The sequence below is a fragment of the Geodermatophilus sp. SYSU D00700 genome (genome assembly GCF_054050255.1).
This window is the reverse complement of sequence record NZ_JBJGZA010000011.1, coordinates 1-13,797: the sequence shown is the minus strand read 5'-3', so window position 1 is coordinate 13,797 and position 13,797 is coordinate 1. Positions and strand designations below refer to the sequence as shown.

General features: G+C 77.0%; 10 protein-coding genes. 8 read left to right on the top strand and 2 right to left on the bottom strand.

The features are described from left to right. The first annotated feature begins 26 nt into the window (after positions 1–26). Entirely contained in the window at positions 27–1,031 is a 1,005-nt protein-coding gene (gene holA, locus ACI79V_RS10605; RefSeq protein WP_456889020.1) for a DNA polymerase III subunit delta, read from the top strand. 67 nt (positions 1,032–1,098) lie between these two features. On the opposite strand, the gene rpsT is transcribed toward holA, so the two are convergent. Next, positions 1,099–1,359, bottom strand: a complete 261-nt coding sequence (gene rpsT / locus ACI79V_RS10600) for a 30S ribosomal protein S20 (RefSeq protein WP_456889019.1) — start codon at positions 1,357–1,359, stop codon at positions 1,099–1,101. Positions 1,360–1,539: 180 nt separating this feature from the next. Between rpsT and lepA the strand changes: the two genes are divergently transcribed. Beyond that, entirely contained in the window at positions 1,540–3,369 is a 1,830-nt protein-coding gene (gene lepA / locus ACI79V_RS10595) for a translation elongation factor 4 (RefSeq protein WP_456889017.1), read from the top strand. Next, on the top strand, positions 3,366–4,055 hold the full coding sequence (locus ACI79V_RS10590) for an MOSC domain-containing protein (protein ID WP_456889015.1): 690 nt from the start codon (positions 3,366–3,368) through the stop codon (positions 4,053–4,055). The genes lepA and ACI79V_RS10590 overlap by 4 nt, the downstream gene beginning before the upstream one ends. Here the strand turns inward: ACI79V_RS10590 and ACI79V_RS10585 are convergent. Continuing rightward, positions 4,034–4,444 (bottom strand): hypothetical protein, encoded by a 411-nt coding sequence (locus ACI79V_RS10585; protein ID WP_456889013.1) that lies wholly within the window; start codon positions 4,442–4,444, stop codon positions 4,034–4,036. The two genes, ACI79V_RS10590 and ACI79V_RS10585, sit on opposite strands and share 22 nt — an antisense overlap. Before the next feature lie 112 nt (positions 4,445–4,556). Between ACI79V_RS10585 and ACI79V_RS10580 the strand changes: the two genes are divergently transcribed. From ACI79V_RS10580 to ACI79V_RS10560, 5 genes are all read left to right on the top strand, one after another. Beyond that, positions 4,557–5,249, top strand: coding sequence for an LppX_LprAFG lipoprotein (locus ACI79V_RS10580; protein WP_456889012.1), 693 nt, complete (start codon positions 4,557–4,559; stop codon positions 5,247–5,249). Between the two features lie 16 nt (positions 5,250–5,265). Further along, positions 5,266–6,948: an MFS transporter gene (locus ACI79V_RS10575; RefSeq protein ID WP_456889011.1), complete on the top strand. Its 1,683-nt coding sequence runs from the start codon at positions 5,266–5,268 to the stop codon at positions 6,946–6,948. 52 nt (positions 6,949–7,000) lie between these two features. After that, positions 7,001–10,618: a BTAD domain-containing putative transcriptional regulator gene (locus ACI79V_RS10570; protein ID WP_456889010.1), complete on the top strand. Its 3,618-nt coding sequence runs from the start codon at positions 7,001–7,003 to the stop codon at positions 10,616–10,618. After that, positions 10,615–12,015: an FAD-binding oxidoreductase gene (locus ACI79V_RS10565; protein ID WP_456889009.1), complete on the top strand. Its 1,401-nt coding sequence runs from the start codon at positions 10,615–10,617 to the stop codon at positions 12,013–12,015. Before ACI79V_RS10570 ends, ACI79V_RS10565 begins: the two co-directional genes overlap by 4 nt. An 87-nt stretch (positions 12,016–12,102) precedes the next feature. Beyond that, the gene (locus ACI79V_RS10560) at positions 12,103–13,518 is read left to right on the top strand and encodes an FAD-binding oxidoreductase (RefSeq protein WP_456889008.1); all 1,416 of its coding nucleotides are present in this window, start codon (positions 12,103–12,105) and stop codon (positions 13,516–13,518) included. The last annotated feature ends 279 nt before the right edge of the window (positions 13,519–13,797 follow it).

Here is a 13,797-nt window from a genome sequence, read left to right as displayed (position 1 = left end):
TCGGCGGCGCGTGACACCATGCCGGGGTGACCGCCGCACCGCCCCCGCCGACCTCCCGCCTGCGGGCCGTCGTCGGCGAGGAGGAGCTGCTGCGCTCGCGCGCGGTGGCCGCGGTGCGGGCCGCCGTCCTCGAGCGGCACCCGCAGGCGGAGCTGCACGAGCTGACCGCCCTCGGCCTCCCGGTCGGGCAGCTGGCCGACGTGCTGGCCCCCTCGCTGTTCGGCGAGCACCGCCTCGTCGTCGTCAGCGGGGTGCACGAGGCGGCGAGCGCGCTGGTCGACGCGCTGACCGGCTACTGCAAGGACCCCGACCCCGACCTCACGCTCGTGGTCGTGCACCACGGCGGCAAGCGCAACGAGGCATTGCTCAAGGCCCTGAGCGCCGCCGGCGCGGCCGTCGACGAGTGCGCCAAGATCTCCTCACCCGGCGACCGGGCGGCGTTCGTGCGCAACGAGGTGCGCGGAGCCGGCGGGCGGATCACCCCGGACGCGGTCACCGCGCTGGTCGACGCCGTCGGTGGCGACCTGCGGGCCCTCTCCTCGGCGGCCACGCAGCTGGTCGCCGACGTCGGCGGCGCCATCGACGCCGACGCCGTCGCCCGCTTCCACCGCGGTCAGGCCGAGGTCAGCGGCTTCACCGTCGCGGAGCGGGTGCTGGTGGGGGACCGGCAGGGGTCCATCGAGACGCTGCGCTGGGCGCTGGAGCGCGGCGTCGCACACGTGCTCGTCGCCGACGCGATCGCCGACGGCATCCGCACCGCGGCCCGGGTCACCTCGCTGAACACGTCGAACACCGGCGAGCTCGCGCGGGCGCTCAAGCTGCCGCCGTGGAAGGTGAAGAAGGCGCAGTCCCAGGCGCGGGGCTGGAGCATCGAGGGCCTCCAGCAGGCGATCGGCGTGGCCGCCGAGCTCAACGCCGACGTCAAGGGCGTGGCGGCCAGCGCCGACTACGCGCTCGAGCGCGCGATCCGCCGCATCGTGGACATCCGCGCCACCACCGGCCGCGACCCCCGCGCCCGCGCCCGGTACTGAGCCGGAGAAGCGACGGGCCCCCGTCCTCCGGCGAGGAGGACGGGGGCCCGGGAGCGCGGGACGCAGCTCAGAGGCTGGTCAGCTGCTTGGCCATGCCCGACTTGCGGTTGGCGGCCTGGTTCTTGTGGATGATGCCCTTGCTGGCGGCCTTGTCGAGGGCCTTGCTGGCCCGCTGCAGGGCGGTGGTCGCGGCGTCGGTGTCGCCGGCGGCAGCGGCCTCGCGGAAGCGGCGGACGGCCGTCTTCAGGGCGGACTTGACGGCGACGTTGCGCTGCCGCGCCTTCTCGTTCGTCTTGTTCCGCTTGATCTGGGACTTGATGTTCGCCACGCGTGAGCCTCGGTGTCTCGCAGGAAGGGTGCAGGTCTGTCGGTACGTCCGGACGGCAGGCGTCAGCGGACCGGCCTGCCAGGTTACCAGCGTCCCGGGGGCCGTCCCACCCCGGCCGCGGGTGTGCCCCGGCACGGTGCTCCGCACCGTCGCGCCCGGCCGTGGGACGATGGCGGCACTGTGACGACTCCCGCTGCCACCGATCCCGCCCGGATCCGGAACTTCTGCATCATCGCCCACATCGACCACGGCAAGTCGACGCTGGCCGACCGGATGCTCGAGGTCACCGGGATCATCGAGGCACGGCAGATGCGCGCCCAGTACCTCGACCGCATGGACATCGAGCGCGAGCGGGGCATCACCATCAAGGCGCAGAACGTGCGCCTGCCCTGGACGGTCGGCGCCGACGAGTACGTCCTCGACATGATCGACACCCCGGGCCACGTGGACTTCACCTACGAGGTGTCCCGGTCGCTGGCCGCCTGCGAGGGCGCGGTGCTGCTGGTCGACGCCGCGCAGGGCATCGAGGCGCAGACCCTGGCCAACCTCTACCTGGCCCTGGAGAACGACCTCACGATCATCCCGGTCCTCAACAAGATCGACCTGCCGGCCGCCCAGCCGGAGAAGTACGCCGCCGAGATCGCGCACATCATCGGCTGCGACCCCGACGACGTCCTGCGGGTCAGCGGCAAGACCGGCGAGGGCGTGCCCGAGCTGCTCGACGCGATCGTCGCCCAGATCCCGCCGCCCGAGGGCGACGCCGACGCCCCGGCCCGGGCGATGATCTTCGACAGCGTCTACGACATCTACCGCGGCGTCATCACCTACGTCCGGGTGGTCGACGGGCGGATCGCCAGCCGCGAGCGGATCAAGATGATGTCGACCGGCGCCACCCACGAGCTGCTCGAGATCGGCGTCATCTCACCGGAACCCAAGCCGGTCGACGGTCTCGGCGTCGGGGAGGTCGGCTACTTCATCACCGGGGTGAAGGACGTCCGCCAGTCCCGCGTCGGCGACACCGTCACGCTGCAGCACCGCCCGGCCGCCGAGCCGATCGGCGGGTACAGCGACCCCCGGCCGATGGTCTACTCCGGCCTCTACCCGATCGACGGCAGCGAGTACCCGCTGCTGCGCGAGGCGCTGGACAAGCTGCTGCTCAACGACGCCGCGCTGACCTACGAGCCGGAGACCTCCGCGGCGCTGGGCTTCGGCTTCCGCGTCGGGTTCCTCGGCCTGCTGCACCTGGAGATCGTCCGCGAGCGCCTCGAGCGCGAGGCCGGCATCAGCCTGATCTCCACCGCGCCCAACGTCGTCTACCGCGTGGTCATGGAGGACGGCACCGAGCACACGGTGACCAACCCCAGCGACTGGCCCGAGGGCAAGATCGACACGGTCTTCGAGCCGGTCGTCAACGCCACGATCATCGCGCCCAGCGACTACACCGGCACCATCATGGAGCTCTGCCAGAGCCGGCGCGGCCAGCTCGGCGGCATGGACTACCTCAGCGAGTCCCGCGTCGAACTGCGCTACACGCTGCCCCTCGGCGAGATCATCTTCGACTTCTTCGACGCGCTGAAGTCGCGCACCCGCGGCTACGCGTCGCTGGACTACGCCGAGGCCGGTGAGCAGGAGTCGGCGCTGGTCAAGGTGGACATCCTGCTGCAGGGCGAGGCCGTCGACGCGTTCAGCGCGATCGTGCACAAGGACAAGGCGTACAGCTACGGCGTGATGATGGCCGGCAAGCTGCGCGAGCTCATCCCGCGGCAGCAGTTCGAGGTGCCGATCCAGGCCGCCGTCGGCTCGCGGGTGATCGCCCGCGAGACCGTGCGCGCCATCCGCAAGGACGTCCTGGCCAAGTGCTACGGCGGTGACATCACCCGCAAGCGCAAGCTGCTGGAGAAGCAGAAGGAGGGCAAGAAGCGGATGAAGATGGTCGGCCGGGTCGAGGTCCCCCAGGAGGCCTTCGTCGCCGCGCTGTCCACCAGCGAGCCCTCCTCCGCCAGGAAGTGACCGCGCGGCTGCTGGCCGTCTGCGTGTCCGGCCCCGATCTGCTGCCCCTGCCCGGGCGCCGGCCCGACCGCAGCGGCATCGACAAGCGGCCGGTCGGCGGGCGGGTCGCGGTCGGGGCGCTCGGCCTCGCCGGCGACGTCCAGGCCAACCGCAAGCACCACGGCGGCGAGGGGCAGGCGGTCTACGCCTTCGCCCAGGAGGACGCCGACGGCTGGGCCGCCGAGCTCGACCGCGACCTGCCGCCGGGCCGGTTCGGGGAGAACCTGCGGACGGCGGGGATCGACCTCACCGCCGCCGAGATCGGCGAGCGCTGGCGGGTGGGGACGGCGCTGGTCGAGGTGACCGCGCCGCGGACCCCGTGCGCCACCTTCGCCCGGTTCTGGGACGTCCCAGACCTGGTCAAGCGGTTCACCGCGCGCGGCGCCACCGGTGCCTACCTGCGGGTGCTGGAGACCGGCGACCTCGGGGCGGGCGACGAGGTCACCGTCGTCGAGCGCCCCGGTCACGGCGTCACCACCGGCCTGGCGTTCCGCGCGCTGACCACCCAGCCGTACCGGATCGCCCAGCTCGAGCCGGCGTTGGCCGCCTTCCCGGTGAAGGCGCAGGCCAAGCTCGCCGGACGCATCGCCCGCGCCCGCGCCCGCGCGGAGAGCGCACCCGGCGCTCAGTGCAGCCAGGGCGCGTAGGACAGCCCCACCACGAGTCCCTCGGCGCTCTGCAGCCGGGCCACGGTCTGCCCCCACGGCTCCGTGCGCGCCCCGTGCAGCAGCTCGACGCCCCGGCCCTCCAGCTCGGCCGCGCCGGCGGCCACCGCGTCGGTGCCGGCGAGCTCGAACTCGACGCTCGCCTGCGGCACCGGCCGCCCGGCCGGCCAGTCAGGGGTGCCGAAGCAGGCCTGCGCGGCCTCGCGCAGCGGCCAGACGCCGAAGTGCCTGCTGCCCTCGATGCGCTCGCTGGCGAAGTAGTCGCCGTCCAGCCGTTCCAGGGGCAGGCCGAGGGCGTCGACGTAGAGCGAGCGGCTCCCCACCGGGTCCGGGGCGATCACGCTGACGCTGGCGATGAACAGGATCTCCATGCGCACACCCTGCCCCCGGCCGCCGACAGGACCGGACGCTCCCGCTGGCGCGGCTCCCGGCGCGCTACCGTGCCCGCGCCGGGCCCGCCGGCACGGACGGGGAGGGACGTCGATGCCGCTGCTGCGCACCGCCGCACTGGCCGCCGGGCTGGTGGTCGCGCTGGCCGGCTGCGGGGGAGGGGAGCCCGAGGAATCCGCCGGCGAGCTGCTGACCCGGGCGAAGACGACGCTCGACGAGACCAGCAGCCTGCACTTCGTGCTCACCAGCGAGGGCGCCCCGACCACCGGCACCGCGCTCACCGGCGGGGAGGGCGACGTGCTGCGCCCGGCGTCGTTCGAGGGCACCCTGCAGGTCCTCGCGGCGGGGGCGTCGCTCGACCTCGCCGTCGTCTCGGTCGACGGCACCGTCTACGCGCAGCTGCCCTTCACCAGCGGGTTCAGCGTCGTCGACCCCGCGCAGTTCGGCTTCGGCGACCCCGGCGCGCTGCTCGACCCCGACACCGGCATCTCGCAGCTGCTGGCCGAGGCCGACGCCGCCGAGCTGGGGGAGGAGCGGCGGGTCGACGGCGAGGTCGTGCGCGAGGTGACCGCCCAGCTGCCCGGGGACCTGGTCGAGCAGGTGCTCACCAGCGCCGACCCCGCCCAGCCGGTGGACGCCCGCTTCTCGGTGGCCACCGACAGCGGCCAGCTGCGCCGCGCCGAGCTCACCGGCCCCTTCTACGCCGCCGACCAGGACGCCACCTTCACCATCGAGCTCTCCGACTTCGGCGCCGATGTCGAGATCACCGCACCACCTGCCGGCTGACCCGGCGACCCGCACCGTGCCGGGGCTGCCGCTGGTCGCCCTGGCGACGCTGGCGGTGCTGGTCACCGCGGCCGACACCTACGTCGTCGTCCTGGCCCTGCCCGACATCCTCACCGGGGTCGGCGTCGGCATCGACGAGCTGCAGCGGGCGACGCCGATCATCGGCGGCTTCCTGCTCGGCTACACCGCCACGCTGCCGCTGCTGGGCCGGCTGGCCGACCTGCGCGGGCGGGTGCCGGTGCTGGCCGGCTGCCTGCTGCTGTTCGCCCTCGGCTCGCTGCTGACCGCGACGGCGGCCGGACTGGGCCCCGCCGTCGCCGGCCGCGGCCTGCAGGGGGTGGGCGCCGGCGGGCTGGTGCCGGCCACGCTGGCGCTGGTGGCCGACCGCTGGCCGCCCGAGCGCCGCGCGGTGCCGCTGGGCGTCGTCGGCGCGGTGCAGGAGGCCGGCGCGGTGCTCGGGCCGCTGGCCGGCGCCGCGGTGCTCGCCGTCGCCGACTGGCGCGCGGTGTTCTGGCTGAACCTGCTGCTCGGGCTGGCCCTCGCCGCCGGGGTGGTCGTCACCGGCGGGCGGCGGCCGGACCCGCTGGGGCTCCTGCTGCTCGCGGTCACCGGCGTCGCGGCGGGCCTGCAGCTGGCCGAGCCGCCCGCGCTGGCCGAGGACGTCACGCTCGGCCTGGCCTGGGTGCCGCTGCTCGACGGCGTCCCGCCCGCGACGCCGCTGGTGCTCGCCGCCGTCGTCGCGGGGGCCGCGCTGGTCGCCCGCAGCCTCACCGCTCCCGGCGGCGCGGTGCTGCCGCTGCGCGGGGTGCCGCGGCTGCTGCGCGAGGTCGACGTCGCCGGCTCGCTGCTCGTGGTGGTCGCGCTCGGGGCGCTGGTGTGGGCCTTCGCCGCGGCCGACCCGGCCACCGAGGTCGTCGCGCACGGCCCGGTGCTGCTGCCGGTCGCCGCGGCGGCCGCGGTCGCGTTCTGGCTGCACGAGCGGCGCACGCCCGACCCGGTGCTGCCGCTGGCCGAGCTGCGCCCGGCCGGGGCGTGGGGCGCCCTGCTGGTCAACCTGCTCGTCGGCGTCGCGCTGGTGGCCGCACTGGTCGACGTCCCGCTGTTCGCCCGGGCGACGACGACCCCCGGCGACCAGCTCGGCGCGGCGCTGGTGCTGCTGCGGCTGCTCGTCGCCGTCCCGGTCGGTGCGGTGGCCGGCGGGTGGCTGTGCCGGCGGGTGGCCCCCCGGCTGGTCGCGGCCGCCGGCACGGCGCTGGCCGGGCTGGCGCTGTGGGCGATGACCGGCTGGGGCGAGACCTCGCTGGACGAGTGGCCCTCCACCGTCGTGCTGCTCGCCGCGGGCCTGGGCTTCGGCCTGGCGATCGCGCCGGTCAACGCGGTGCTCCTGGCGGTGACCGGCGCGGCGGTGCACGGCAGCGCCAGCGCGCTCGCCGTCGTCGCCCGCACCGTCGGCATGCTCGTCGGGCTCTCGCTGCTGACCGCCGTCGCGCTGCGCCGGTTCACCGCCGAGGTCGAGGCCATCGGCTCGCCGCTGACCCTCTGCCCGGCGACCCCGGCCGACTGCCCGGCGTACGAGGCGGCCACCGACGCCGCCGTGCTCACCCAGCTGCACACCGTGTTCGCCGGCGCGGCCGTGGCGGCCGCGCTGGCCGCGGTGGCGGCGCTGGGGCTGCTGCGGGAGGACCGCGCCGCGCGCTGACCGATACCCGCGGGTCGGCGTCTGCTCTACCGTGCGCGGGGGAGGGACGCCGGTGGACGACACGCAGCAGCTGCGGATCGGCCTGCTGGGCCCGGTGACCGCCTCGTCCGCCGGGGTCCCCCTCGACCTGGGCGGTCCCCGCCAGCGCGCCGTCCTGGTGGTCCTCGTCCTGGCCCGCGGCGAGGTGGTGCCGGTCGGCAGCCTGGTGCAGGCGGTCTGGGGCGACGACCCGCCGGAGGACGACGTCGGCGCGCTGCAGGCCTACGTCTCGCACCTGCGCCGCCGGCTGCAGCCCGGCAGCGCCGCCCGGACCCGCTCGGCGGTCATCGTCCGCGAGGGCCGCGGCTACGCCGTCCGCCTGCCGCCCGACGCGGTCGACGCGTGGCGCTTCGAGGCGCTGGTGCAGCAGGCCGGCGCCACGGAGGACCCGGTGGCCGCGGTCGCGCTGCTGGACCAGGCGCTGGCGCTGTGGCGCGGGCCGGCGCTGGCCGAGTACGCCGACGAGCCGTGGGCGGAGGCCGCGACCGGCCGGCTGGCGGAGCTGCGCGCCGTGGCCCGGGAGCGGCGGGCCGACGCCCGGCTGCGCTGCGGCGAGGCCGCGCTGCTCGTCCCCGACCTCGAGGCGATGGTCGCCGAGGAGCCGCTGCGCGAGGAGCGCTGGCGGCTGCTGGCGCTGGCGCTGTACCGCGCCCACCGGCAGGCCGACGCGCTGGCCGCCCTCCGCCGGGCCCGGACCGCGCTCGCCGAGGAGCTCGGCGTCGACCCCGGCCCGGCCCTGCGCGAGCTCGAGCAGCAGGTGCTCGCCCAGGCGCCCGCCCTGCACGGCCCGCCGGCCGGCCGCCGGCCGGCCCCGCCCGCCGCGCACGCCTCCGTGCCCGGCTCCGGCGCCGGCGCCGGCGACGAGCTGCTCGACCGCGACCGCGAGGTCGCCGCCGTGCACGCCGCCCTGGACGACCTCGCCGCCGGGGAGCACGGCGTGCTGCTGGTCGAGGGGCCGGCCGGCATCGGCAAGTCGCGGCTGCTGGCCGAGACCCGCCGGCTGGCGGCGGAGCGGTCGGTGCGGGTGCTCGCCGCTCGCGGCAGCCAGCTGGAGCGGTCCTTCGGGTTCGGCATCGCCCGGCAGCTGTTCGAGCCCCTGCTCGCCGGCGAGCGGGGCGAGGCGTTGCTGTCGGGCGCGGCGGCCAGCGCCCGCGGGGTCTTCGACCTGGCGCCCGCCGAACCCGCCGACGGCTCCTTCGCCGCCCTGCACGGGCTGTACTGGCTGGTGGTCGACCTGACCGCCGAGGGACCCCTCGTCCTCGCCGTCGACGACCTGCAGTGGTCCGACGGCGCCTCGCTGCGCTTCCTCGCCTACCTCGTCCGCCGGCTCGAGTCCCTGCCCGTGCTGGTGGTGGCCACGGTCCGCACGGGGGAGGCCGACGACGACGAGGCGCTGGTCGGCGAGCTGGCCCTCGACCCGGCCGCCGTCGTCCTCCGGCCGGCGCCGCTGTCGCTGGCGGCCACCGAGCGCATGGTCGGCCGCCGGCTCGGCGAGCCGGTCTCCCCGCTCTTCGCCCAGGCGTGCCACCGGACGACCTCGGGGATCCCCCTGCTGCTGCGCCAGCTGCTGCGCGGGCTGGAGGCCGACCGGGTCCGGCCGGACGCGGCGCACGCCGACACCGTCGTCGCCGTCGGCTCGCGGGCGGTGTCGAGCATGGTGCTGGTGCGGCTGCGGCGGATGCCGCCGGAGGTGGCCGACGTCGCCCGCGCCGCCGCGGTGCTCGGCGACGGCGCCTCGCTGCCGGCCGTCGCCGCGCTGGCCGGCTGTGGCGAGGCCACGGCGGCGGCCGCGCTCGCCGCGCTGGCCCGCGCCGAGGTGGTGCGCGACGAGCAGCCGGTCGCCTTCGTCCACCCGCTGGTCCGCGAGGCGATCCACCGCGACCTGCCGGCGGCCGAGCGGGCGCTGCACCACGAGCGGGCCGCCGCGCTGCTGCGGGCGGCCGGCGCCAGCGACGAGCAGGTCGCCGCCCACCTGTTGCTCGCCCCGCGGCGCCACGACGACGCCACCGTGGCGGTGCTGCAGCGGGCCGCGCGGACGGCCGCCGAGCGCGGCGCCTCCGACAGCGCCGTCACCCACCTGCGGCGGGCGCTGGACGAGCCGCCCTCCGACGCCCGGCGCCGCGACGTGCTCACCGACCTCGGCCTGCTCGAGGCGCTGCTCGACGGCGCGGCCGGCGTGGGGCACCTGCTGGAGGCCCACGCGCTGCACGAGGACCCCCGGGCGCGCGCCGACATCGCCACCGCGGTGGCCCGCACCCTCGTCTTCGCCGGCGAGCGGGGGGTGGCCACCGCGTTCGCCCGGGAGGCGGCGAGCGTGCTGCCCGACGAGCTCGCCGACCACCGCCAGGCGCTGCAGGCCATCGAGATGACCAGCGGCTACATGCACGCCCTCGACCCGGCGGTCTGGCGGCGGGACGTGCCCGACCCCAGCGGCGAGGGGCACGGCGCGCAGATGCTCGCGGCGGCGCTGGCCTACGACGTCACCATCCAGGGCACCGACCGCGCCCGCGCGGTGCGGCTGGCCCGCGCCGCCCTCGCCGGTGACCGGCTGTGGGAGGTCGACAGCGGCCTGTTCTGGGTGGTGGCCGCGATCATCCGGATGCTGGCCGACGACGACGTCGGCGACTTCTGGGACCGCGCCCGTGCCCACGCGCACGCCCGGGGATCGCTGTTCGCCGCCATGTCCACCAACATCTGGCAGGGGTTCTGGCACGGCCGGCGGGGCGAGTTCGACGAGGCGGAGTCCTGCCTCACCGAGGCGCTCGAGCAGGTCGCCATGTGGGGCGGCGCGGCGGTGGGCGCGCCCTTCGCCGCCGCCTTCCGCATCGGCGTCCGGCTGGACCGGGGCGACGTCGCCGGGGCCCGCGCCGCCGCGGACGCGGCCGCGGCGGTCCCGGCCGCCGGCGACGGCGACCGGCTGCTGCGGCTGGCCGGGGCCCGGCTGCTCGTGGCCGAGGGCCGCTGCGCCGACGCGCTGGACGCGCTGGCCGCGATCCCCGCGCCGGTCCCCATCCCCAACCCGGTGTGGAACCCGTGGCGCGGGATCACCGCCGCCGCGCTGGCCGGCCTCGGCCGCACCCGCGAGGCGGCCGACCTCCTCGAGACCGAGGCCGACCTCCTCCGCCGGTGGGGCGCGCCGAGCGCCCTGGGCCCGGCGCTGGTCCGGCTCGGCCGCCTCCGCGGGGACGACGGGGTCGACCTCCTCCGCGAGGGCGTCGCGCTGCTGGAGGGCACCACCGCGGCCGTGGAGCTGGCCCGCGCCCGCTGCGCCCTGGGCGGCGTCGCGCGGCTGCCCGACCGGGAGGCGGTCCCGTTGCTGCGCGACGCGCTGCGGGCCGCGCGCGAGCACGGCGCCGCGGCGCTGGCCGAGGAGGCGTGCGCGGCGCTGCGGGCCCGCGGCTGCACCGACGACCCGGCCCGGGACGCCGTCCGCCGGCCCTCGCCGACCGAGCGCCGGATCCTGCAGCTGGCCGGGGACGGGTACGGGACGCGCGAGGTGGCGCAGCGGCTGTTCCTGACCCCGGGCACCGTGCGCGCCGTGCTCGAGTCGGCGGCCACCGACGGCGGTCTCAGGTTCTCCTCAAGTGCCGACCGGCAGCGTGTGGGGACACCGACGGGAGGACCGCCGTGACCCAGCACCAGGTGACGACGACCCTGCGCTCCCGCGCGGACCTGTTCCGCGGCCTGTGCGGCGGCGCCGTCCACCTGCCCGGCGACCCCTCCTACGACCTGGCCCGCGCCGCGTGGAACGTGCAGGTCGACGACCGGCCGGCCGCCGTGGTCTACCCGGCCTTCCCCGACGAGGTCGCCGACGTGCTGTGCGCCGCGGCCGCCGCCGGCCTGTCGGTGGCCCCGCAGGGCACCGGGCACGGGGCGCCGCCGCTGGAGGGCCGGCTCGCCGACGCCGTGCTGCTGCGCACCTCGGCCATGCGCGAGCTCGACGTCGACCCCGCCCGGCGGACCGCCCGGGCCGGCGCGGGCGTGCTGTGGGGCGACCTGACCGAGGTGGCCGGCCGGTACGGGCTGGCCGCGCGGCACCCGTCGTCGCCGGACGTCGGCGTCGTCGGGTACTCCCTGGGCGGCGGCATCGGCTGGTACGCCCGCCGGCTGGGCCTGCAGTGCAACGCGGTGACCGCGGTGGAGCTCGTGCTGGCCGACGGCAGCGCCGTCCGGGCCACCGCCGACCGGGAGGCGGACCTGTTCTGGGCGCTGCGCGGCGGCGCCGCGCCGCTCGGGGTGGTCACCGCCCTGGAGTTCGACCTGTTCCCGCTCGACACCGTCGTGGCCGGCTTCCTCGCGTGGGACGCGGCCGCCGTCGAGGAGGTCCTGCCCGGCTGGGTGGCCTGGTGCGCGACCGCGCCGGAGGAGGCCACCACGGCGTTCCGGCTGCTCGAGGTGCCGACCGGCCCCGAGATCCCGGCCGAGCTGCGCGGCCGCCGGCTGGCCATGGTCGACGGCGCGGTGCTCGGCGACGACGCCACCGCCGCGGACGTGCTCGCCCCGCTGCGCGCGCTCCGCCCGGAGATCGACACGGTCACCCGCGTCCCGGCGTCGTCCCTGGTGCGGCTGCACCTCGACCCCGAGGGGCCCACGCCGGCGTACGCGAGCAGCATGCTGGTCTCCGACCTGCCCGACGCGGCTTTGGCGGCCGTCGTCGACGCCGCGGGGCCGCGGTCGGGGAGCCGGCTGGCCGCCGCCGAGCTGCGCCAGCTCGGCGGCGCGCTCGGCCGGCCCGCGCCCGACGGCGGGGCGCTGTCGCTGCTGGAGGGCCGGTTCCTCGCCCTGGGCCTCGGCCTGGGACAGGGGCCCGACGACGGCGCCGCGCACTGGGCGCAGCAGCGGGCCGACGCCGCGCGGTTCCTGTCCGCTCTCGAGCCCTGGGCGACCGGCCGGCACTACCTGCCGATGCTCGACGAGCGCACCGACACCCGGAAGGTGTTCCCGCCCGGGGTGCACGCGCGGCTGTCGGCCGTCCGCCGGGCGGTCGACCCCGGCGCGCTCTTCGTCGCGGCGCACCCCGCCGCTTGAGACCGGGTCTCAGGGCCGTCCCAACTCCGCCTCAGGCGCCCGGCGCCACGGTTCCTCCCGTCAGCGACACCCGACCTGGAGGACCCCGTGACCAGCATCCTCGACGCCCCCGTCGACACCATCGTCGACGTCGACCCGGACGTCTGCCTCGACGCGCTGCGCGACCGGCTGACCGGCTCGGTCCACGCGGCCGGCGAGCCCGGCTACGACGCGCTCGTCTCCCCGTGGAACCTCGCCGTCCCGATGCGGCCGGCCGCCGTGGTCGACGCCCGCACCGCGGAGGACGTCGCGGCCGCGGTCCGCTTCGCCGGCGAGCACGGCCTGACCGCGGGCGTGCAGGCCACCGGCCACGGCGCCGAGAGCTCGCTGGCCGGCCACCTGCTGGTCGTCACCCGCGGCCTCGACGAGTGCACCGTCCACCCCGAGGGCTGGGCCCGGGTGGGCGCCGGCGTGAAGTGGGCGCGGCTGGTCGAGGCCGCGGCGCCGCACGGCCTGGCCGGGCTCAACGGCTCGACCACCGACGTCGGCATCGTCGGCTACACCACCGGCGGCGGCGTCGGCCCGCTGGCCCGGACGTTCGGCCTGGCCGCCGACCGGGTGCGCGCCTTCGACGTCGTCACCGGCGACGGCGTGTCCCGCCGGGTGACCCCGACCGAGCACCCCGACCTGTTCGCCGCGCTGCGGGGCGGGAAGGGCGCCGCGGGCATCGTCACCGCCGTCGAGTTCGACCTGGTCCACCTGCCGACCTTCTACGGCGGCGCGGTGTACTTCGACGGCCCGGACATCCCGGCGGTGGTCGACCGGTGGCGGGACTGGGCGGACGCGCTGCCCGAGCAGGGGACGACGTCGTTCGTGGTCTTCCAGCTGCCCGAGGCGCCGGAGGTCCCGCCGCCGCTGGCCGGGAGGATGACGCTCGGCGTCCGGCTGGCCTGGACCGGCGACCCGGCCGAGGGGGAGCGGCTGCTCGACGAGATCCGCGCCGTCGCGCCCGTGCTCCTCGACGACGCCATGCTGCGGCCCTATCCCGAGATCGACCACGTGCACGCCGACCCGGTCGACCCGATGCCGGTCACCGACCCGGCGATCCTGCTGCACGACTTCCCGGCCGCGGCGGCCGAGCGGCTGCTCGCGGTGGCCGGCCCCGGCTCGGGCTCGGTGCAGGCCATGGTGGAGGTCCGGCACCTGGGCGGCGCGTACGCCCGCCCGCCGCGGTACCCGGACGCCTTCGCGCACCGGTCGGCGCGCTTCAGCGTGCTGACCGTCGGCGTGGCGCCCGACCCGGTGGCCGAGGCGACCACGCTGGCGCACGCGGCGGAGGTCTTCGCCGCGCTGGCCGACTGGGACACCGGCGGGGTGTGGCCGAACTTCGGCATCCCACACGACGCGACGTCGGCCCGGCGGTGCTACGACCCGGCGACCCTGGCCCGGCTGCGCGACGTCGTCGCCACCTACGACCCGCAGGGCGTCCTGCAGGCCGGCCACTACACGCGGGCGGGAGCCTGACCCCCGACGCCCGGGAGCCCGGGGGGCGACGGCCTCCGGGCTCCCGCCGTGCCGGCCGCCGGTCACGGATCGGCGGCAGGTCGGACCCGCCTGTGGTGCCGGGGAGCGACGCGTGTCACAGTTCGCCGGATCCCCCGGCGCAGGAAGGAACTCTCATGGCCGCCATCACCTACGACCACGCGACGCTGACCTATCCCGGTGCCACCGCACCGTCGGTGAGCGGGCTGGACCTGGACGTCGCCGACGGGGAGTTCCTGGTCCTGGTCGGCCCCTCGGGCA